Origin of the sequence: Bacillus sp. AR4-2, assembly GCF_008274865.1 — a bacterium.
GTDB classification, from domain to species: domain Bacteria; phylum Bacillota; class Bacilli; order Bacillales; family Bacillaceae_G; genus Bacillus_A; species Bacillus_A cereus.
In genome coordinates this window covers 1,288,044-1,308,922 of record NZ_CP031062.1, presented here as the reverse complement: position 1 = coordinate 1,308,922, position 20,879 = coordinate 1,288,044, and the positions used below count along the sequence as shown (strand labels likewise).

Genomic DNA, 20,879 nt, shown 5'->3' with positions numbered 1-20,879 from the left:
TAAAAACCTTATTAATAATTTTACATGAAATCTTACTTTTTGTCACCTTATTTTCCCATAATTCGTAGTTTTTTAATATGTATTTCATGATAAAATGAAGTCAACTTCCAGAAAAAGGGGTATTTTAATGCATGAGGAGGATAGGTTCTCAAATCTCAGCCTAAAAGATAAAACAATTATCATTAGTATTATTGCTCTTTTTCTCATTATAGTTTTTACATTTATATTTTTTGTATATGTAGGAATCTTTCAAATTACAGGTATAGCGTATAGTTCACGTACTGCTTTACTTCTCTTTTTTTATTAATCACTTTCTTAGATGGTATTACATTATTTATTTTCAGTTTCTTCAAAGCGCTGCTATATCCATTGACTCAAAACATGTCAAATTGGATTTCTCTCACTCTTTTCTCATTCATTGAAATTACACTAGATTGGTTCGTCATTCATACTGCTGATGATTGGATAGAAAGCGTACAAATGTCCAACTTAACTGAATTATGTGTCGTACTATTCTTTTTTCTATTAAATAAATTATTAAGTGACAAGAAAGAGTAAGAATACAAGCTTTTCTATATAAAAATTGGTACAATGAAAGCAAATCTTACTAAAGAGGTGTTAATTATGAACTTACAACAATGGGCTGATAAAGGTATGTCCTTTGATACATATGTGAATGAAATGCAAGTAAACCAATACGAGCTACTACACATTTACAATAATTTTTTAATTCCAAATGAATTACTTCCTGTATTAGAAGAACGTCAAAATGATGGCTGGCGTGTTATCGTATTAACTGCTGATTGGTGTGGCGATGCTCTTTTATGCGTACCTGTTATGAAACGAATTTCTGAAGTTGCAAATATTGATATGAGTTTATTAATTCGCGATGAAAACTTAGAATTAATGGATCAATATTTAACAAATGGAACAGCACGTGCGATTCCAATCTTTATTTTCATTGATAAAGATGGAAATGAACAAGCTGTTTGGGGACCACGCGCTCCAAAAGTACAAGAATTAGTAACTTCAATGCGCGCTACATTACCTGAAAAAGAAGATCCAACTTTCGAAGAAAAACAAAAAGAAATGTATGCTAATTTCCGTGCTACATTAGCTGATGATACTTCTCTTTGGGAACATGTAATGGAAAACATGATGGAAAAAGTAGTAAAATAAAAACCTGCCGAGCTCGGCAGGTTTTTTTATTACATAATGAAGAAATAGAATACCGCAGCTAAAATGAAACGATAATAAGCGAACGGTGTTAGTTTTACACGAGATAATAATTTCAAGAATGAAACAATTGCAAGCATCGCAACAACGAATGCAGTTACAAATCCTGTTACAAATAGCGTTATATCTGCTGAGCTTAATACATCCCAGCTTTTAATTAAATCTAAGCCACTTGCAGCTACCATCATCGGTACCGCTAAAATGAACGTATATTCAGCTGCCGCTGTATGCGACACGCGAGCTAATAAACCACCACTTATTGTAGAACCAGAACGAGAAAATCCTGGCCAAAGAGCTAAACATTGGAACATTCCAATTGTAAATGCCTGTTTATATGTGATTTCATCTAACGTTCTTGCTGTACTTGGTTTCGAAAACTTCTCAGCAACAATCATTAAAATACCACCGGCTACTAAGCTAATAACAACTGGTCCTGGACCAAATAAAACCTCTTTAATAGTGCTATGGAATAATACGCCAAGTACCCCGGCAGGAATCATCCCGATAATAATATGTAATAAATTTAACGATGGTCCGTCTGTTACTTTACCTATTCCAACTAACGACCATAGACGCTTCCAAAATATAACAACAACTGCTAAAATCGATCCCAATTGGATAACAACTTCAAAAACTTTCGCTCTCTCATCGTCAAATCCAATTAAATGTCCTGTTAAAATCATATGTCCTGTTGATGATACTGGTAGAAACTCTGTTAACCCTTCAACAGCACCCATGATTAAACCAATTAACCAATCAGCCACAAGTAGTGCCTCCTTAATAACAAATAATATGTAATTTTTTCACACCTTATCATAATACCTTATCCCTTTTCAAAGTGCATCCTTTTTTTATTGGCTTCATATGTTATAGGCGCGTATTTCTTTTCTAATCTTTGATTAAATTGTATGATAGTAAGAGTTTGTTTTTTTATACGGAAAGGGGATTTTATGAAAGAAACTACTCCATTCTCACAAAAGTTAAAGCAATTTGTATTACTATTTTTTCCGATTTTCGTAACGCAAATGTCATTATTTGCGATGAGTTTTTTTGATACAACGATGTCAGGACATGCAAGTCCAACTGATTTAGCAGGTGTGGCAATTGGAACAAGTATATGGATTCCAGTTAGTACGGGGTTAACAGGAATTTTAATGGCTACTACTCCCATTGTTGCACAGCTCGTTGGATCCAAGAAAAAAGAGGACGTTCCCCACGTTGTCATACAAGCAGTTTATTTAGCAATTTGTGCTAGCTTCGTTGTTATCCTCATCGGTTTTTTCGTCGTTTCACCTATTTTAAATGGCATGCGCTTAGAAGAACCTGTGGAACGTATTGCAGCGCAATTTTTAAGTATTATCGCAATAGGAATTATACCTTTATTCACTTACACTGTTTTACGTGGATTTATTGATGCATTAGGAAAAACTCGAACAACGATGATTATTACATTATTATCATTACCAATTAATGTAATATTAAATTACCTATTAATTTTTGGTAACTTCGGTTTCCCAAAGCTCGGTGGTGTCGGAGCAGCAATTGCTTCCACTGCAACATATTGGTGCATTTTAATTATTACAGTCATTATTATTCAGACGAAAGAGCCTTTTGCCTCTTTCAACATTTTCAAACAATTATACCGACCTTCTCTTTCGAGTTGGATAGCATTCTTAAAACTTGGCGTCCCTATCGGATTTGCTATCTTTTTTGAAACGAGTATTTTCGCTGCGGTAACGCTCATGATGAGTAATTTTAGTACGACAACTATTGCAGCTCACCAAGCAGCTATGAACTTTGCTTCCTTGTTATATATGACTCCGCTAAGTTTAGCAATGGCAATGACTATTGCGGTTGGATTCGAAGTTGGAGCAAAACGTTACGATAATGCAAAACAATACGGACTGATTGGAATTGGATTAGCCCTTGCCTTTGCTTTATTATATTCGATTCTTCTCTACTTCTTTGATGATCAAATTGCTTCTATTTATACGACAGATGCAAAAGTTCATCATTTAGCAAAAGAATTTCTTATCTTTGCAATTTTATTTCAAATTTCAGATGCAATTGCAACCCCTGTACAAGGAGCTTTGCGTGGTTATAAAGATGTAAATGTTGCTCTAATTATGACTTTAATTGCTTATTGGATAATAGGTCTACCACTAGGTTACATATTAGCGACGTATACAGAATGGGCCGCGAAAGGCTATTGGATCGGTCTTATTATCGGTCTAGCATTTGGCGCTGCCTTCCTACTTATCCGTCTCTTTCAAGTACAACGAAAATATACAACACAAAACAGCCGCTAATAATAAAGCGGCTGTTTTCTTTATGCATATTTTTTCTTGTAACGTATAATATAATGAAAAAGAAAGGTGGGTACATATGGACGACAAAGAAAAAAAGCAATCATTCGATGAAGAATTTGCCCCTGAAATTTCACCTGGATATCGGCAAGATGTACATAAGCCACCTAAATATAAAAACACTTCGTTTTTAATGGGCATTACCATTTTCGCTGCTGTATTACTCATACTTATCATTTTCGTTTATTTTTGATGAAAGGTGGCCTATTATATGAAGAAACAAGATTCCAATCGTTCAAAAAGAACTGTTAAAACACAAAAAGGATATGCAGGAGATTCTGTTCATACTCTTAAACAAGTCGAGCAAGGGAATTTATATATTGCTCAAAAAGAACTTGGTCAACAAAATGAAAATCTTTAAAGGCCCTTTATTCCTTAAGGGTCTTTTTATTCCGCATTAAGTAATACACCCTCAAATGTTCTATTGAGCAATGAATTTCCTTTATTGTACGCGCTGCTTTTGTTCTAGCACCATAAATATATTATTAACCTTTACAATTTTCACTTCATAATTCAATTTCATTTCGCTTCTCTTACTCTTACCATTTTCAGTACCCGCAACGTACGCTACAGCTTGATAAAGAAAACTCTCATTGGTCTCTTCACGTATCTCCTCGTTTGTAAATTTATACTCTAAATCTTGAAAACGATTTGGATAATAATTTCCCATTAATTGTTCATACCCTCTATTTAAAAATAGTTCTTCACCTTTTCGTTTCACATCTTCTTTATTAGTAGACCCAAACACTGATAGTTGCTCGGTCACAAAATGCTCTCCTACCTTTTTCATTTCATTATGAGTTAAGTTTTCTATACTTTTGTTCTTTAACTCCTTATTTAACTCGTACTGATCAATCGGTTTAAAGGTAGCAAAAACCTCCTCTTTATATGACCAAAACAATACAAAAGCGATACATAGAGAAATGATTAACAGTCTTTTTTTCGTAATACTCCCGCCCTTCTTCATAATAATAGATATATTTTAACATATAGAAAGAAAATTCTGATATCATAAAATAGAATAACTTAACTCAGAAACGAGGAACAATTATGGACTCTTACAAACATTATATAAAAGAAGCTTTGCCTAATCTTTCTATACATTCATATAAACAAAATGAAGAAGGATGGGATAATGTAGCAGTTATAGTAAATGATGAGCTACTGTTTCGTTTCCCGCGAAAACAGGAATATGCGATGCGAATTCCGTTAGAAAAAGAACTATGCGCAATTCTCACTCAATCACTACAAGAAATCGAAGTTCCACAATATCACCTAATTTATAAAAATGAATCTGATGAGGTTCCTCTTTGTAGTTACTATACTCTCATTCATGGTGAACCATTAAAAACAGAAACAGTTGCCACGCTGGAGGATCCAAAGCTGAAAGCAATTATTACACAATTAGCTACTTTCCTTGCGGTACTACATAGTATTCCTTTACACCAAGTTACAACGCTATGTTTCCCTATTGAAAAAACATGTACCTACTGGAAAGAGCTACAAACAAAATTAAACCAATATCTCACTACTAGCCTTACTTCATTACAGAAACTAGCCTTAAATCGCTTATTTGAAAATTTCTTTGCATGTTTAGCTACATCCACTTTTCAAAACACAATCATTCACGCTGATTTTACTCATCATCACATTTTATTTAACAAGCATAACAAAAGCATTTCAGGTGTTATCGATTTTGGTGATGCGCAAATTGGCGATCCTGCTTTTGATTTTGCAGGACTATATTATGATTTCGGACATGAGTTTACTACATCTGTATATGAACAGTACAGTACACTTATTTCTCATCATGATCCATTACTCATTCATCGTATTACTACCTTTTATCAATACAGTCCTTTACTACATAATATTATTTATAATTTTGAGTCAGAGAATGAACTCGAATTCATTACAGGCACAGAACAGCTAAAAACGATATTACAGGGATGAGATTACATTCTCTCCCTATATACTCTCTCCTCATACATCATTAACTTTTTATCCATTTCAACAATAACTTTATACAATTGAAACGCCTGTAAAATTTGCAGTTGAATTTCAAAAGGAGCATTTTGTTCTTTTAACCATTGAAATACTTTTGTTTCATCTTTCATTGATTATTCCTCCCTTTATTCTGATTTGTGGGTAGCCCGATTAATGAGGGCTGATAATCAGTGGGTGATTGACAAAACCCCCACTGATTAAAGTTTCACTTTATTAAAATCTGCTACAAATATACCGTAAATGATGAAAAGCTTTTCATGTCAATAACAAAAAAGGATGCAAAGTTGCATCCTTTAATGAACTATATTTTTCTTCTGTTTCGCTTCTGTCTTTACTTCTTCCCCTTGGCATTCACTACGAAACGCACAACTTATACACTCAGAACGAAAATGACGCTCTGTATAATGCTCAGGTTGCTCTAACATTTCTTTCATTCTAGATAAATCAGCCATTCCAGTTATAATATCTTCCTGTTTCGGAATGTACTCATACTTAGTTCCTTCTATTAAATTAATAACTTCAATTTTTCCTGGAAGAACTCCGAAAGCTTTATAACTGAATACTGTCATTAGCTTCTGACAAAGAGCAAGCATTTCCTCATCTGCATCGACAACATACTTTTTAATTACAAACGACTCAGCACTCCACTCACCAACTTCAAATGTCAATGACATGTGGACACCTAACTCTTCCATATATGTTTGAAACTTCTCGTATAAAAACAATGGTGGTGTCTGACTATCATCCTTTTCAACGAACTGTAATAAGTGATCCGTTAGCTTCGCTAATACAATATAGTATTCCGTCTTCGAAGCAAACATATTAATCCTTACTTTTTTCCAATACTTTTCTATTAATATTAAAAGTACAATTTTCGTTTGTTGACCCGCAGGTAGCGTGTAATACTCGTTAATAATTTGATTGACAATCATTTGTGCTATTTGTTGCCATTCAAATGAAGAAGGTTCTCTTCTTTTTATGTGACGAAAATAAAATTTATGCGGACAACGCATAAAATCATACAAATGATAATCTGTCATCGTTTTGATTGAGATTTTCTCATGCACTTGCTCTTCATCTCCCTTCTGCCATTAAGAAAGGTGTTTTACAAATTCAGCTCCAAACTGTAAACATTTTTCTACATCTTCATCTTCTGGCGTTAATTCTACTTTTAGTCCTTCTAACACAACTGCTGCCCCGCGCTCTTGTAGCTTTTCTATTAAAATGTCAACTGCCACTCCGTATTTCGGATAAGCCGAATCACATGATCCGAATACTGCCGCTTTTTTCCCAGTTAAATCAATAGAATCCATTGCATCATAAAAATCTAAGAAATCATCAGGAAGATCGCCATCTCCCCAAGTGTATGCACCTAAAATAATTCCATCATACTGTTCTAATATAGAAGCTTCTGGTGAATCCATAATATCAATAACTTCAATTTCATTTTCTGTTTCACGAATTACGCCGGCAATATGGTCAGCCATTTCCTCTGTATTTCCACTCATACTTGCAAAAATCATTACTAACTTACTCAACTGAACCTCTCCCTTTACTTTGTATCTCTTTTTCTGTTTGAATGCTCTTCTTCTCATCTACATATTCAGACCGAATTACATTTCTTTGCCATTCCATATGCTGATCAACATCTTTATTTTTATCTTTTAATCCCCTCCGCAGAAGGTGAAAATTCTTTCTCATTAACATGTCGCATCCATCCTATTGATAATAATTATCAATTTCAACTATATTTAGATTAATTGACATTGATTATCAATGTCAATAACTATTTTAAAAAAAATGATTAAAATGTACAAGCTTGTCCGTTAGCTATTCATATACTATGAATGAGCATAGTTCTTTCTCAGCCCTCTCTGACGGAAAGAAATAAAAGCAACTGCAATAGAGTGCAGTTGCCTTTTTTTGTTTTTCTATAATTTTAGTAATCTTATAGTCGTCTCTAAAAATAGCTCCACTCCACAAATTAATGCTGATTCATCCACGTCAAATTTCGGATGATGATGTGGATAACAAGTATATATATTTTCATTACCTGTTCCTAATTTAATGAAACAACCAGGTGCTTTTCTTAAATATGCTGAAAAATCTTCTCCACCCATAGAAGGTTCAAGCTTCACAACACGCTCATTCCCAAACAAATGTAGTGCACTTTCTTCTACTATTTTCGTAATATATTCATCATTAATAACCGGATCATATCCATATCGATACGTATATGTATACGATCCTCCATGTGCTTCTGTAATTCCTTTCACAATTTTCTCGATTTTCCCTTCTGCTTCCACCCTCAATGCTTGATTAAATGAACGAACAGTTCCCATTAAAGTTGCTGTACTAGGAATAATATTGTCAGCCGTTCCCCCATGAAATTGTGTAACTGAAACAACCCTTTGCATAAAAGCACTTGTATTTCTTGATACGATATGTTGTAGATTTGTAATAATCTGTGCTCCGATAGCAATAGGATCTATCGTTTCTTCTGGTCGCGCCGCATGTCCTCCTTTGCCTTGAATCTCAACTGTAAATACGTCTGGAGCTGCCATCATCGGTCCATATGCAATTCCTATCTTTCCACTCTCAAGTCCTGACATAACATGTAAACCTATTACATAATCAACACCGTCCATTACACCTGCCTCAACCATTTCTTGTCCCCCACCGGGATACACCTCTTCTGCGTGCTGAAAGAATAGACGAATCTCACCTGCAAAATCTTCCTTTATATTTGATAACACCTCTGCTGTACTTAATAAAATAGCTGCGTGAGCATCGTGCCCACATGCATGCATCATTCCTTTATTCACAGATGTATAAGATTTACTTGTCTCCTCTTGAATTGGCAAAGCGTCTATATCAGCTCGAATCGCAATTACTTTCCCTTGCTTCACACCTCTTTTAATTGCTAGTACACTATACTTCGTCGGTCTCGTTACTTCAAAAGAAGAAAATGAGCATAATGTATCATATATAAATTGCGAAGTTTCTTTTTCATGAAATGATAATTCCGGATACTTATGGAAATGCCTTCTCCATTTCACGATATTTTCTTCCGAAATTAGATTCTTCCACACTCTATTCATGATAATTTCCTCCTTTTCAAAAGAACTAGAAATTTAAAAGTTTACTCCGTCTTAAATGATTAATAAAAACAAACACTGTATTTTTACGTATTCTTATAGTCCACTTTTATGTATTCACACAATCCACTTTCTATTTACATGTCAAACCCATTACAAATTCATGCTGAATGTAATATAATTGCTAAGTTAGGGATTTTCTTTTTTAGTATTTAGTGCTAATATCAAAAAAGAGCCTTTTGACTTATTTTTACCTAAAATGTGGGATTTTGTTTTTTTCACAATAATGTAGGACATGATACCTACAAAGAGCTATTATTTCATTAAGAGAGGGAAAGACATGGAAAGATTAAAAGAGATATGGTCTCGACCACTCACACAATGGGTTGCAAAGACGGTTTATTATCTTGCAATTTTATTTGCATTACTTTGGTTGTATGGATTCCATGATACAAACACAAGTACATTTATTTACAATGAATTCTAGGGTGGGAACGTTATGAAGTTATTAGAACAAATTGAAAAGTGGGCTGCAGAAACGCCTGATCAAACCGCTTTTGTTTGGCGAGATGCGAAAATTACGTACAAACAATTAAAGGAAGATTCTGATGCGTTGGCACATTGGATTTCTTCTGAGTATCCAGACGATCGTTCACCAATTATGGTGTATGGCCATATGCAACCTGAAATGATTATTAACTTTTTAGGATGTGTAAAAGCTGGACATGCTTACATTCCTGTAGATTTATCTATCCCAGCTGATCGTGTACAACGTATTGCTGAAAATTCTGGTGCGAAATTACTTTTATCGGCAACAGCAGTAACTGTAACTGATTTACCAGTTCGCATCGTAAGTGAAGACAACTTAAAAGATATTTTCTTTACTCATAAAGGGAACACTCCAAATCCTGAACATGCGGTAAAAGGTGATGAGAACTTCTACATTATTTACACATCAGGAAGCACAGGTAATCCGAAAGGGGTTCAGATTACTTATAACTGCCTTGTTAGCTTTACAAAATGGGCTGTAGAAGATTTCAACTTACAAACAGGGCAAGTATTCTTAAACCAAGCACCTTTCTCATTTGATTTATCTGTAATGGATATTTACCCATCATTAGTAACAGGTGGTACACTTTGGGCAATCGATAAAGATATGATTGCGCGTCCAAAAGACTTGTTTGCTTCTTTAGAGCAATCGGATATTCAAGTATGGACTTCCACACCTTCTTTCGCTGAAATGTGTTTAATGGAAGCATCTTTCTCTGAGAGTATGCTACCGAACATGAAAACATTCTTATTCTGCGGTGAAGTGTTACCAAATGAAGTAGCTAGAAAATTAATTGAGCGTTTCCCTAAAGCAACAATTATGAATACGTATGGTCCAACAGAAGCTACTGTCGCTGTAACAGGTATTCACGTTACAGAAGAAGTGCTTGATCAATACAAATCACTTCCAGTTGGCTATTGTAAATCAGACTGTCGCCTTCTTATTATGAAAGAAGATGGCACGATCGCACCTGATGGTGAAAAAGGTGAAATCGTAATTGTCGGTCCAAGCGTAAGCGTTGGATATTTAGGAAGCCCTGAATTAACAGAAAAAGCATTTACTATGATTGACGGTGAGCGCGCCTATAAAACAGGCGATGCTGGCTATGTTGAAAATGGTCTTCTATTCTATAATGGTCGTCTTGATTTCCAAATTAAGCTGCATGGTTATCGAATGGAATTAGAAGAAATTGAGCATCACCTTCGTGCGTGTTCTTACGTAGAAGGAGCAGTTATCGTTCCAATTAAAAAAGGTGAGAAATACGATTATTTATTAGCGGTTGTTGTTCCTGGGGAGCATTCGTTTGAAAAAGAATTCAAATTAACATCTGCAATCAAAAAAGAACTCAATGAGCGATTACCAAACTACATGATTCCACGTAAATTCATGTATCAATCTTCTATTCCAATGACACCAAATGGAAAGGTAGATCGCAAAAAATTATTGAGTGAGGTTACAGCATGACCGCATATGGATCATTTTATTTTTTCGCTATAGTGGGCATTTTATTAATACCTACTATCATAGCTGGATTAAAAGGTAAAATGTTGCGCAAATATAATGCCGTTTTAACATTAGTCATGCTTGCTATTATCTTCTCAGATAAACCAAAGCAAGCAATGATGCTAGCTGCATTTATTATTTGGCAATATGTCCTTATTAAAGGCTATTTAATTTTAAGAAAACAAAATAATAGTACATTCACATTTTGCATAGCTGTTATTTTATCGATTTTGCCTCTTATTTTGGCAAAAATCGCGCCGTTTGCATCGTTTTTACCTGAGTTAAAACTTGTTGTTTTCCTAGGTATATCTTACGTAACATTCAGAGCAGTTCAAATGGTATTTGAAGTTCGTGATGGTTTAATTAAAGAGCTTTCTTTCTTTAACTTCTGGGAATTCGTTTTATTCTTCCCTGCGATTTCAACAGGACCTATCGATCGTTACCGAAGATTCCAAAAAGATATTCAAAAGCCACCTAGCGCTGAAGAATATCAAAATTTACTATATACAGGACTAAATCGTATTTTCCAAGGTTTCTTGTATAAATTTATTATTGCTTACTTAATAAAGCAATATTGTATGGATCCAGCATTCGCTCAACACGATACAATATTTTCAAATATGATTTACATGTATAGCTATAGCTTATATCTATTCTTTGATTTTGCTGGTTATAGCTCTTTTGTAATTGGTGTAAGTTACATGATGGGAATTAAAACGCCAGAAAACTTCAATAAGCCATTCCTTAGTCGTAATATTAAAGACTTCTGGAACCGCTGGCACATGAGTTTATCATTCTGGTTCCGTGATTTTATTTACATGCGTTTCGTCTTTTTTGCAACGAAGAAAAAGTTAATTAAGAACCGTTACACTATTTCGTATATCGGGGCATTTTTAAACTTCTTCATTATGGGAATTTGGCACATCCAAGGAAGCGCTGTTGCGCAGTATGTTATTTATGGTCTATACCATGCCGCACTGTTTATTTTATTCGATATTTTCGAACGAAAAAACAAGAAGCATAAGTTTTGGCCAAACAATAAATTTACACACATCCTTGCGATTGTAATTACGTTCCACGTTGTATGTTTCGGTTTCCTAATCTTCTCTGGACACCTTAACAGATACTTTTAATGCACCCTTCTTATTCCATTAAGAAGTTGCACATATAATAATTTCGGATATAAAGGAGATTTTAAAAATGGCAGAATTCAAAGAGCAAGTATTAGATATTTTAGAAGAAGTATGTGAAAACGATATTGTGAAAGAAAACTTAGATGTTCAATTATTTGAAGAAGGTATCCTTGATTCTTTCGCTGTAGTATCTTTATTAGTTGAATTCCAAGAGCGTTTAGATATTGAAGTTTCTATTTCTGATTTTGACCGTGACGAGTGGGCTACACCAAACATGGTTATTAAAAAGTTGGAAGAAATCCGATGAACAAAGCAAAATTTGGTCCGATGCTTTTAGCATTGGCCCTTTTTGCTGTATTCTTACTTATTCCAACGCGCTTCCTACTTCCACTTTTAAGTGATGAAAAAGTAGAACAAGCTGCTACTTCTTTAAAAGAAGAAAAAATTCAAAGTATGATTTTACAGCAAAAGATGTTAGCAGATCCAAAATATCTTCCGATGTACGGTTCATCGGAATTCGCACGTATGGATGCTTTCCATCCATCTAATTATTTTAAAGTAAAGCCTGAAGGATTTACGCCATTCCTTCTTGGACGCGGCGGAACACAAGACCTTGTACATGTATTAAACTTCGCATCTACAATGGATCAATTGAAAGATAAGAAAATGGTATTCGTTCTTTCTCCGCAATGGTTTGTACCACAAGGTATTGACGAAACGCACTTTGCACCTAACTTTTCAAAACAACAAGGTTACCACTTCATTTTCAACAATGATTTAAAACCTGAAATGAAAAAACAAATTGCAAAGCGTTTATTAAACTTTGAGATTGTAAAAAAAGAAACTTTATTAAAAATTTCGCTTGAAGGTATCGCTTATGATGATACGAAGTATAAAGTAAAAGCACTTGCTGCTAAACCTTTCGCTTATATTTACCGTAACATTTTAGATCGTAAAGATTTATTTACAGCTATGTTTAATATTAAACCGCACAAAGAGAAGCTCGATTCTTCATTAAAACAAATGAACTGGGAAGAGGCTCGTAAACATGCGGATCAAACAGGTGCAGCAGAATCTAGATCTAATGAATATGGTATCGAAGATGGTTACTTCAATAGCAAAATTAAGAAAAAATTAAAGCAACGTGAAGGTTACTTAAAAAATGATGCTTATGACCAATCGCCAGAATATGAAGATTTACAAATTGTACTTGATTTATTAAAACAATCTGGTGCAAAACCACTCTTCATTTCTGTTCCTGTCAAAGGTCCTTGGTACGACTACGCTGGCTTCCCGAAAGAACGCCGCGAAGCATACTATAAGAAAGTTCATGAGCAAATTGAAAAAGCTGGTTATCCAATTGCCGACTTCTCAAATCATGAATACGATAAATACTTCTTAAAAGATCATATGCACTTAGGTTGGAAAGGCTGGGTTTACATCGACGAAGCCATCCAACAATTTTATAAAGCAAACTAACGAAAAGACCGCTTGAATTACTCAAGTGGTCTTTTTGTATATATTTTGTAATTGCTCGATTGCATTCGCCGCTTCTTTCATAACTCGCTCCACTACATGCTGAGCTGATTCGATTCGTGCCAATGATGCTGCCTGCCCTGCCCAAAGTGACATATATTCTTCCTTATTTTGCTTCGCTGCCTCTTGGCGTATTTTAGAAGTTAATACGTTTTGCACTGGATATACCGGAAGCCCTTCTTCTTTTCCTTCATGTCTCTCTATAAATTCATTCCGAATACCGCGTGCATATTTCCCGGAAAACGCACGAGTTACAGTTGTGCTCGTATCTGTACTATGTAAAACCGCTTCTTTATACACATCGTGCGTAATACTCTCTTCACTTGTTAAAAAGGCTGATCCCATTTGAACACCTTCTGCTCCTAGTGCCAATGCCGCAACAAGCCCTTGTCCGTTCATTACACCACCTGCTGCGACAATTGGGATATGCGGAACAGCCCCTACTAACTGAGGTATTAACGCAAACGTACCAATCATAGCATCTCGTTCTTTCCCAATAAACGTTCCTCTATGCCCTCCTGCTTCGCTACCTTGCCCAATAATAATATCTACTCCTAGCTCAGCAAGTACTTTCGCTTCCTTCACATGGGTAGCTGTTCCGATAACTTTTATTCCACTTCTTTTTAAATCATTTATTTCTTCTTTTTCTAACGTTTGAAATGCAAAGCTAACGACCGGTACTTTTTCATCTAATAGCACTTGTAATTGTTCCTTATAGCTTTTTGGAAGCTTTAACGTTCCTTCTACTTCTATACCTAATTCTCTATTCACTCCGCTTAGTAATACTTTCGCCTCATCTACCTTCTCTTCTTCTATTTCTATCTCTTTCGTTACAAGTAAATTAACACCGAAAGGCTTATCTGTTAGTTCTCTTATTCTATAAATCGCTTCACCAATTTGTTCTGGGCTCATATAGCCCGCCCCAAGCGTCCCTAATCCTCCGCTATTACTTACTGCTGCAACGAGTTCTGGCGTCGTAATCGCGCCTGCCATACCGGCTTGAACAACAGGATACTCAATTTTTAATATGTCTGTTACTCGACTTGTAAACATCATTTTCCCTCCTATTTTCCTTATATCTTCTTTATTTGATAAGCTTTCCCCTGCTTTTGCAAGGGTTGAACTTCATATGAAGCGAATATATTGAAAGAGAAGGAGGCTGAGCTTAATGATTTATCCAAATGCATTAAAACAAAGTGATACAGTAATGATTATTGCACCATCTGGTCCACCTACAATCGACAATGTATTAAAAGGTGTGAATGTATTACAAGAGATGGGGTTATCCGTAATAATCGGGAAGAGTGTTTACGAGAAATATGGATTTTTAGCCGGAAGTGATCAAGTTCGGCTTGACGATATACATGAAGCATTTACAAATAATGAAGTGAAGGCAATTTTTTGTGCACGAGGTGGTTATGGAAGTGCTCGTCTTCTTTCTCACATTCAATATGAAGTTATTAGGCAGAATCCAAAAATCTTTTGGGGATATAGCGATATTACAGCTTTACATACTGCTGTTTCACGTTATGCAAAGCTTATAACATTTCATGGTCCGATGATTGAAGAACTAGGAAAAGGTATTGATTCCCTATCTTTATCCTCTTTTAATCAGCTATTCCATCCGTATTCAACCATTTTATTTGCATCAGAATGTATCGTACCTAGCTCCCACAGTACAGTTACAAGTACGTTAGTTGGAGGAAATTTAGCTGTGTTAGCAAGTATAATTGGCTCGCCCTACGAGATAAATACGGACAATACACTTTTATTACTTGAAGACATTGGTGAAGAACCGTACCGCATTGACCGTATGTTAAATCAGCTACTTTTATCTGGAAAGTTTAATAAATGCAGGGGCGTTATTTTCACAAGTTGTCACGACTGCACTCCTTCAAAGCCATCTCAATCATTGCAAACAATATTATATGAATATTTCGCGCCATATCATATACCTGTCCTATTCGATTTACCAATTGGACATATAAGTCCAAACATCGGTATTCCACTTGGAGCTACAGCGACAATAAACACGAATAATAAAACAGTCTCTATTTCTTCTGGTATAGCCACTTCATATTCAAATTAAAAAGTAAAAGGAAAAGCGATTACGCTTTTCCTTTTACTTTTACTTTTACTTTTACTTTTACTTTTACTTTTACTTATAATAATTAAAAATTCGTCCAGATGCGATATCTGCAATTTCTTCTGGAATAAATGTTTTACTTATATCAGTGCCAACATTTAATACAGCTGTAGCATCTTTCTCAATGCTACCAAATAACTCTTTCCCACGTATCGTAATAAGGGGCGTTCCTTCTGGCAACACATCTTTTACAAATTCCATTTGTGTAAAGAACGGAACGATCCATCTACCTTCTCCTTGGAAATGACGCAAACGAAGTATTCCTTCTGTTGCCCCGTCCTCTGCTTCTAGTGAACCAGCAACATAAAACTCAGTAGATAAGAGCAATTCATAAAATTCCTTTTGCTTCTGTTTATCATCCCCTGCTACAACAAGTACCTCTTCTAATTTCTTTACTGAAATTTGCTCCATATGATGCCACCCCTATTTTCAAAATGATTGTACTTAGATTATACGAAATATTCTTATTTTTTTCTACATAATTCGCAATTATTTTCTTAAAATAATTTTAACACTTCTTTTGTCGTCACAATCGTAGCAAACTCTTCATGTAAATTTACAAGTGTCATATTGTGAATATCTTCTGCACTATACTCTTTACCATCTAAACCTATACGGTTAAAAGTAGCCGTTGCATCACTCACTAAATATGTTGTAAATCCTAAATTCCCTGCCATTCGTGTCGTAGTTTCCACGCAATGATTTGTCGTTAATCCTACAACCACTACTGCATTACATTTGTTCTTTCTTAATTGCTCTTCTAAATTTGTCCCAATGAACGCGCTGTTAACGAATTTCTGAATAACCACTTCACCAAGTAGTGGTTGCACTTCTTCTTTAAAGTTTACCGTTTCCGCTCTCTCATAAAACATTGACTGAGCATTTTCTTTATTTACATGTTGAATATGAAAAACTGGTCGTTCCCTTTTTCTCCATTCTTCTAACAAAATTCTCATGTTTTCTTCAGCAAAAATATTATTTCTCTCGCCCCAATCTGGTAATTGAAATGCCTTTTGTACATCGATTATGATAAGTGCTATTTGATTTGTCATCATTTCCCCCTTAATTTGGCTGTAATTGAAATAGAAAACCAAGTTGTTGTGACGCAGTAATAAAGCAAACATAGGCGCAAAGCTCTACAATTTCTTTTTCTGTCCAATATTGTTTTAATACGTGAAACATAGTATCATCTATTGCTTTTCGGTTATGAACAAATGTATGCGCAAAAGTAACGGCTACACCAATCTCCTCTGCCTTTTGCACATCATCAGGTCTTCCCTTTGCCATACAGTACGGACATTCATTCCCATACGCTAATGTTCTTCTCACTTGCTCCTTCAACTCTGCTGAAAGAGTTCCTTTATTGTACAGTGTATCTTCTAACTTACTCCACGAGTGTAATATATCCGAATTATGCCCTAATAACTTTTGAAACTTTGTATCTCCTACATTTGATAATGAAATTCTCTCCATCATTTTCCCTCCTATTTCCTTCTGTTTTATTGTAAAATAAATAACGTTCACTTTACATTTCATATGAATCTTAATTTATATTTTTCCTTTACAAAAATCATTATTTTACTGGAGGTATATTTACAAATGCAACTAGACCGTGTTGATCGAAAAATTTTAAATGAATTATATAATGATAGTCGCCTTTCTATGCGTGAATTGGCGAAACGAGTAAACTTATCTGCTCCGTCTACTGCAGAACGTGTTCGTAAACTTGAAAGTGAAGGCGTTATTCAAAAATATACAATCGATATCGACTATAAAAAAGCAGGACTAGTTTTAGATTGTATTTTAGAAATCACTTTAAAAAATGGTGATACAACACGTATGCAACAGTTTATTCAGTCTTATCCATCTGCAAGTTTTTGTTACCGAGTGACAGGAAGCTTATGCTACATTGTAAAAATTTCTGTTCCTTCACTCGTTGAACTTGAAGAATTTATCAATGATGTTTCTTCATATGCAACGACAGTTTCTCATATCGTATTATCAGAAGTATCTCTTACTCCTGATATAGAACATATCTTCCCAGAAGATTAATTTATTTTTATTCATAAATTATAAAAAAACCCCTTACAATAAGAATAAAAATAATATATTATGTATTAAAATACATAAAATTCAAGAAAGGGGCTTTACATTGAAAATCTGGTTTTATGAAAAAACGGCACAATTAGATGACTTGCTTGGTATTTGGGACAATGTTCCGACCATCCCGCGAATTGGTGAAAAAGTGGAGATTTTAAAGACAGTCCGCACTGTTACAGATATTAAATATGTAAAGAATGGTAATAATTTTCGTGTAGAAATTATTACAAATTAAAAAGTAGCTCCTAAGAGCTACTTTTTAATTATCTATTATGTGCTTTCTTTATAACGATTTTATCTTCTTCTACAGCTACTGTTACATAATCATTTTCTTCTAACCGAAGCTTATTTACAGCCTCATCTGGTAACTCTATGGCCATCAATCTATCGGTTACGATCACTTGACTATACACTTCATTTTCTTGTGATGAATTCACTACTTTTTGCTCATTTATAAAACGTACTGGTGGCACGCCAACTTCTTTTACTGTACGCCATTGTTTCCAAACATACGGAATTAACCATAGTAATCCAACAACTGTAAGACCGATACCAATCCATAAATTACTTTGCGCTTGTAATTCAGTAATTGAGATTGTACCACTTTCTTCTCCACCGAAAAATTGCATACTTGTTGCAATCAAATTATTTAGAGCGTGCACAGCTATATTCGTCCATATATTTTTTGTCTTTATGTATAAAAGACACATAACGACACCAAACATGAACGCACCAATAACATCAAAATGTCCTAGGCCAAAAATAATTGAAGATATAATTACAGCTTTTTTAATTCCCCATTTATGAGCCATCCGCTGTAAGAAAAATCCCCTAAAAATAACCTCTTCCATAATAGGTGCTAACACACATGCTGAAATGAAAGTAAATATCGTCATATATACGTTACTCGTATTAATAACATTTCCGTCTTCTAGCATAGTAACTAAGAAATTCGGTAACGTATGTGCTAATATGTAAAATTGAATCTGAGATATGCCAACTGAAAAAATCATCCCCATTATCGTTGCTAATACAATTAATCCCCAAGATAAACGCCCTGGCTTATCAAAAAAACTGTTAAATACAACATTATTTTTATTTGTTTTTACGTATAGCCAAAGTAACGGAAATACAAAAAATACAGTTATTTGTGAAATAACCTCCATCGTATTCTCAGAAACATTTGCTAGACCTAATGGTATCATTATAAGGAACACCCCTATAATCATCCATCCAAAAAAGCTACGTAGCCTTATACGTGAAAATGCATAGTGCATATAGAACACCCCCAAAGATAGTAAAAATAAAATAAAACTTTAATCAGTACTTTATAGGCAATCCTTTCCCTATAAATAGCAGGATAACTAAATTATAATATGAATATAGTTGAAATCCTTCCTATTTTTCTCAAATCATTTCAAACAGCATAGCTCTTAAAATACCATATCGCTGTTCTTCAAGTTGCAATCCAAGTGAAATTTATGTAATAAAAATCCCCGTTTTTACAAGCGGGGATTTCTTTTATTATAATACGTCACGTTTTTGGAATAATGCACTTGATGCTACAAGTAACACAACAAAGTATGCAGCTACAAGTAATAATGAAGTTGTAAACGTAAATTCTGTAAATGTTGGTTCCATTCCACCATTGATTAATTTATTACTATCGTAAGCTCTTAAATCCAAATGGTTGAATACTACAAACTTCGCTACACCTTTTGCAAACATTATTAATACCATGTTAATTGCACCTTGTAAGAAGAATAGGAACATCGTAATAATTAATGGTAATACAGATTTTCTAAATACGTTTGCTAAGAAAAATGCAAGTGTTGCAAAGAAAAATGGTGATAGCAGCTGATATAATATTGTTTTTAAAACAATTCCTAACGTTAATTCAGTTTTACTACCGTCCATTACAATTAATCCAATAATCATAGCAATTAACGTACTAGCAAATACAATAAATAACATCGTTAATAACACTGTAATATATTTAGAAAATAAAACTGTCATTCGTTTTCTTGGACGAATTAATAATTGTTTAATCGTTCCTTTTTGGAATTCATCTGTAATTGTACGCGAAGCTGTTGTAATTCCAAAAATCGTTGCGAATATCATAATTAAGCCGATATCTGAACTTACAAAATCTAAGTAAGATCCATTTAAACTACCAGCTTCACCCCATTTCGCCAGTACTACTGCTCCTAAAATCTCCAATAAAGCAATGACACCAATTAAAATATACATACCTTTTTTCGCATGCAACTTTAAAAATTCATTTTGAATTAATTTAAACATTACGCTTTCACTCCCCCAGTAATCGCTAAGAACTCATCCTCTAACGTTTTATTTTGAACAGTAACTCCGTATACAAGCACATCAGCATGAACAAGTTTTTTTACAAGTTGCGGAATGTTGTCTTTTGTTACAGATGCTACAATTACATTCCCTTTTGCTTTACCTTTAATGATTTCATTCGCTTTCTGAACTTCATCTACTTCAAACGCTACAACGACTGCCTCATCATGTTTCACTTTTTCATGTAAGTTGTACTCTTGTACAAACTCACCTTGTTTAATAATAACGACGCGATCACACATTAATTCAATTTCACTCAATAAGTGACTTGATACGATTACAGCAATATTCTCTTCTTTCGCTAAACGTTGTAAATAATCACGAATTTGGCGAATACCAGCTGGATCTAATCCATTTGTCGGCTCATCTAAAATTAAGATTTTCGGCTGATGAAGTAATGCCTGTGCAATTCCTAAACGTTGTTTCATACCAAGTGAATATGTTTTCACCTTTTTATGAATCGCATGCTCTAACTCAACAAGCTTTACAATCTCAGCAATGCGCTCTTTACTAATTGGTGTAATGGCCATGTTCGCAAAATGCTTTAAGTTTTGCATTCCTGTCATATAATCATATAGTTCAGGATTTTCTACAATCGCTCCAATTTGCTCTAGTGCCTTTTCACGCTCCGAGCGAATACTATGTCCACAAATTGTAATATCGCCCTCTGTCATTGAAATAAGACCTGTCATCATACGGATCGTCGTCGTCTTACCGCTACCGTTCGGTCCAAGGAATCCGTATACTTCTCCTTCACGAACCTCAAATGATAAACCACGAATAATTTCCGTTCCACCAATCTTTTTTCGAACATTCTCTAACTTTACTACTACGTTTCCCAAT

The 20,879-nt window shown here is 34.6% G+C and carries 27 protein-coding genes and 1 pseudogene; 14 read left to right on the top strand and 14 right to left on the bottom strand.

The genetic code is table 11. The features are described from left to right. The first annotated feature begins 127 nt into the window (after positions 1 to 127). Together DN399_RS06840 and DN399_RS06835 are read left to right on the top strand one after the other, a co-directional pair. Positions 128 to 558, top strand: a pseudogene (locus tag DN399_RS06840) (regulatory YrvL family protein). Between the two features lie 33 nt (positions 559 to 591). Continuing rightward, complete coding sequence (locus DN399_RS06835; protein ID WP_002023667.1) at positions 592 to 1,179, top strand: thioredoxin family protein; 588 nt, start codon at positions 592 to 594, stop codon at positions 1,177 to 1,179. Positions 1,180 to 1,208: 29 nt separating this feature from the next. On the opposite strand, the gene uppP is transcribed toward DN399_RS06835, so the two are convergent. Then, positions 1,209 to 2,000, bottom strand: a complete 792-nt coding sequence (gene uppP / locus DN399_RS06830) for a bacitracin resistance undecaprenyl-diphosphatase (protein ID WP_000796256.1) — start codon at positions 1,998 to 2,000, stop codon at positions 1,209 to 1,211. 186 nt (positions 2,001 to 2,186) lie between these two features. Between uppP and DN399_RS06825 the strand changes: the two genes are divergently transcribed. The 3 genes from DN399_RS06825 (at position 2,187) to DN399_RS28025 (ending at position 3,963) form a co-directional block, all read left to right on the top strand. Further along, positions 2,187 to 3,545, top strand: coding sequence for an MATE family efflux transporter (locus tag DN399_RS06825; protein WP_149149423.1), 1,359 nt, complete (start codon positions 2,187 to 2,189; stop codon positions 3,543 to 3,545). A gap of 76 nt (positions 3,546 to 3,621) precedes the next feature. Then, the gene (locus tag DN399_RS06820; protein ID WP_000341062.1) at positions 3,622 to 3,795 is read left to right on the top strand and encodes a hypothetical protein; all 174 of its coding nucleotides are present in this window, start codon (positions 3,622 to 3,624) and stop codon (positions 3,793 to 3,795) included. A gap of 18 nt (positions 3,796 to 3,813) precedes the next feature. Beyond that, a complete protein-coding gene (locus DN399_RS28025) occupies positions 3,814 to 3,963 on the top strand; it encodes a hypothetical protein (RefSeq protein WP_000743742.1) in 150 nt (49 codons plus the stop codon). Between the two features lie 81 nt (positions 3,964 to 4,044). Here DN399_RS28025 and DN399_RS06815 read toward each other — a convergent pair whose 3' ends face one another. Beyond that, positions 4,045 to 4,569: a hypothetical protein gene (locus DN399_RS06815; protein ID WP_000715254.1), complete on the bottom strand. Its 525-nt coding sequence runs from the start codon at positions 4,567 to 4,569 to the stop codon at positions 4,045 to 4,047. A gap of 83 nt (positions 4,570 to 4,652) precedes the next feature. On the opposite strand from DN399_RS06815, the gene DN399_RS06810 reads away from it, so the two are divergent. Then, positions 4,653 to 5,555 carry an aminoglycoside phosphotransferase family protein gene (locus DN399_RS06810; protein WP_000378982.1) on the top strand — a complete coding sequence of 301 codons (903 nt, stop codon included), beginning with the start codon at positions 4,653 to 4,655 and terminating at the stop codon, positions 5,553 to 5,555. A 2-nt stretch (positions 5,556 to 5,557) separates the two neighbouring features. On the opposite strand, the gene DN399_RS28020 is transcribed toward DN399_RS06810, so the two are convergent. The 5 genes from DN399_RS28020 to amaA all read right to left on the bottom strand — a co-directional run bounded on the left by DN399_RS28020 (position 5,558) and on the right by amaA (position 8,710). Further along, on the bottom strand, positions 5,558 to 5,719 hold the full coding sequence (locus DN399_RS28020; protein ID WP_000651086.1) for a hypothetical protein: 162 nt from the start codon (positions 5,717 to 5,719) through the stop codon (positions 5,558 to 5,560). A gap of 183 nt (positions 5,720 to 5,902) precedes the next feature. Continuing rightward, entirely contained in the window at positions 5,903 to 6,676 is a 774-nt protein-coding gene (locus DN399_RS06805) for a hypothetical protein (RefSeq protein WP_000544574.1), read from the bottom strand. Positions 6,677 to 6,700: 24 nt separating this feature from the next. Beyond that, entirely contained in the window at positions 6,701 to 7,147 is a 447-nt protein-coding gene (locus DN399_RS06800) for a flavodoxin (protein WP_000041153.1), read from the bottom strand. Further along, positions 7,140 to 7,316, bottom strand: a complete 177-nt coding sequence (locus DN399_RS28015; protein WP_000929023.1) for a hypothetical protein — start codon at positions 7,314 to 7,316, stop codon at positions 7,140 to 7,142. Before DN399_RS28015 ends, DN399_RS06800 begins: the two co-directional genes overlap by 8 nt. A 224-nt stretch (positions 7,317 to 7,540) precedes the next feature. Next, positions 7,541 to 8,710 (bottom strand): N-acyl-aliphatic-L-amino acid amidohydrolase, encoded by a 1,170-nt coding sequence (gene amaA / locus DN399_RS06795; RefSeq protein WP_006928846.1) that lies wholly within the window; start codon positions 8,708 to 8,710, stop codon positions 7,541 to 7,543. Between the two features lie 337 nt (positions 8,711 to 9,047). Here amaA and DN399_RS06790 point away from each other — a divergent pair, with 337 nt between their 5' ends. The 5 genes from DN399_RS06790 (at position 9,048) to dltD (ending at position 13,372) form a co-directional block, all read left to right on the top strand. After that, a complete protein-coding gene (locus DN399_RS06790; RefSeq protein WP_000440293.1) occupies positions 9,048 to 9,194 on the top strand; it encodes a teichoic acid D-Ala incorporation-associated protein DltX in 147 nt (48 codons plus the stop codon). A gap of 12 nt (positions 9,195 to 9,206) precedes the next feature. Next, positions 9,207 to 10,721: a D-alanine--poly(phosphoribitol) ligase subunit DltA gene (gene dltA / locus DN399_RS06785; RefSeq protein WP_000770505.1), complete on the top strand. Its 1,515-nt coding sequence runs from the start codon at positions 9,207 to 9,209 to the stop codon at positions 10,719 to 10,721. Beyond that, entirely contained in the window at positions 10,718 to 11,893 is a 1,176-nt protein-coding gene (gene dltB, locus DN399_RS06780) for a D-alanyl-lipoteichoic acid biosynthesis protein DltB (protein WP_000127958.1), read from the top strand. Before dltA ends, dltB begins: the two co-directional genes overlap by 4 nt. Positions 11,894 to 11,960: 67 nt before the next feature. After that, positions 11,961 to 12,200 (top strand): D-alanine--poly(phosphoribitol) ligase subunit DltC, encoded by a 240-nt coding sequence (dltC, locus tag DN399_RS06775; RefSeq protein ID WP_000807310.1) that lies wholly within the window; start codon positions 11,961 to 11,963, stop codon positions 12,198 to 12,200. Then, entirely contained in the window at positions 12,197 to 13,372 is a 1,176-nt protein-coding gene (gene dltD / locus DN399_RS06770; protein WP_001030273.1) for a D-alanyl-lipoteichoic acid biosynthesis protein DltD, read from the top strand. The genes dltC and dltD overlap by 4 nt, the downstream gene beginning before the upstream one ends. Positions 13,373 to 13,393: 21 nt before the next feature. Here dltD and DN399_RS06765 read toward each other — a convergent pair whose 3' ends face one another. Next, positions 13,394 to 14,482, bottom strand: a complete 1,089-nt coding sequence (locus tag DN399_RS06765; protein WP_086389290.1) for an NAD(P)H-dependent flavin oxidoreductase — start codon at positions 14,480 to 14,482, stop codon at positions 13,394 to 13,396. A 115-nt stretch (positions 14,483 to 14,597) separates the two neighbouring features. Between DN399_RS06765 and DN399_RS06760 the strand changes: the two genes are divergently transcribed. Then, positions 14,598 to 15,518, top strand: a complete 921-nt coding sequence (locus tag DN399_RS06760; protein ID WP_149149422.1) for a S66 peptidase family protein — start codon at positions 14,598 to 14,600, stop codon at positions 15,516 to 15,518. A 69-nt stretch (positions 15,519 to 15,587) separates the two neighbouring features. On the opposite strand, the gene DN399_RS06755 is transcribed toward DN399_RS06760, so the two are convergent. The 3 genes from DN399_RS06755 to DN399_RS06745 all read right to left on the bottom strand — a co-directional run bounded on the left by DN399_RS06755 (position 15,588) and on the right by DN399_RS06745 (position 17,051). Further along, on the bottom strand, positions 15,588 to 15,986 hold the full coding sequence (locus tag DN399_RS06755) for an SseB family protein (protein ID WP_000435265.1): 399 nt from the start codon (positions 15,984 to 15,986) through the stop codon (positions 15,588 to 15,590). Between the two features lie 86 nt (positions 15,987 to 16,072). Beyond that, complete coding sequence (locus DN399_RS06750) at positions 16,073 to 16,627, bottom strand: cysteine hydrolase family protein (RefSeq protein WP_000184429.1); 555 nt, start codon at positions 16,625 to 16,627, stop codon at positions 16,073 to 16,075. Between the two features lie 10 nt (positions 16,628 to 16,637). Beyond that, on the bottom strand, positions 16,638 to 17,051 hold the full coding sequence (locus DN399_RS06745) for a carboxymuconolactone decarboxylase family protein (protein WP_012593181.1): 414 nt from the start codon (positions 17,049 to 17,051) through the stop codon (positions 16,638 to 16,640). A 123-nt stretch (positions 17,052 to 17,174) separates the two neighbouring features. Here DN399_RS06745 and DN399_RS06740 point away from each other — a divergent pair, with 123 nt between their 5' ends. Continuing rightward, a complete protein-coding gene (locus DN399_RS06740; RefSeq protein WP_001175498.1) occupies positions 17,175 to 17,627 on the top strand; it encodes an Lrp/AsnC family transcriptional regulator in 453 nt (150 codons plus the stop codon). 100 nt (positions 17,628 to 17,727) lie between these two features. Continuing rightward, positions 17,728 to 17,910 carry a DUF3913 family protein gene (locus DN399_RS06735; protein WP_000707107.1) on the top strand — a complete coding sequence of 61 codons (183 nt, stop codon included), beginning with the start codon at positions 17,728 to 17,730 and terminating at the stop codon, positions 17,908 to 17,910. Between the two features lie 28 nt (positions 17,911 to 17,938). Here DN399_RS06735 and DN399_RS06730 read toward each other — a convergent pair whose 3' ends face one another. The 3 genes from DN399_RS06730 to DN399_RS06720 all read right to left on the bottom strand — a co-directional run bounded on the left by DN399_RS06730 (position 17,939) and on the right by DN399_RS06720 (position 20,878). Further along, positions 17,939 to 18,952, bottom strand: a complete 1,014-nt coding sequence (locus tag DN399_RS06730; protein ID WP_000558812.1) for a CPBP family intramembrane glutamic endopeptidase — start codon at positions 18,950 to 18,952, stop codon at positions 17,939 to 17,941. Between the two features lie 247 nt (positions 18,953 to 19,199). Further along, a complete protein-coding gene (locus DN399_RS06725) occupies positions 19,200 to 19,976 on the bottom strand; it encodes an ABC transporter permease (RefSeq protein WP_000475435.1) in 777 nt (258 codons plus the stop codon). Continuing rightward, entirely contained in the window at positions 19,976 to 20,878 is a 903-nt protein-coding gene (locus DN399_RS06720) for an ABC transporter ATP-binding protein (protein ID WP_000528788.1), read from the bottom strand. Before DN399_RS06720 ends, DN399_RS06725 begins: the two co-directional genes overlap by 1 nt. Between the last annotated feature and the right edge of the window lies 1 nt (position 20,879).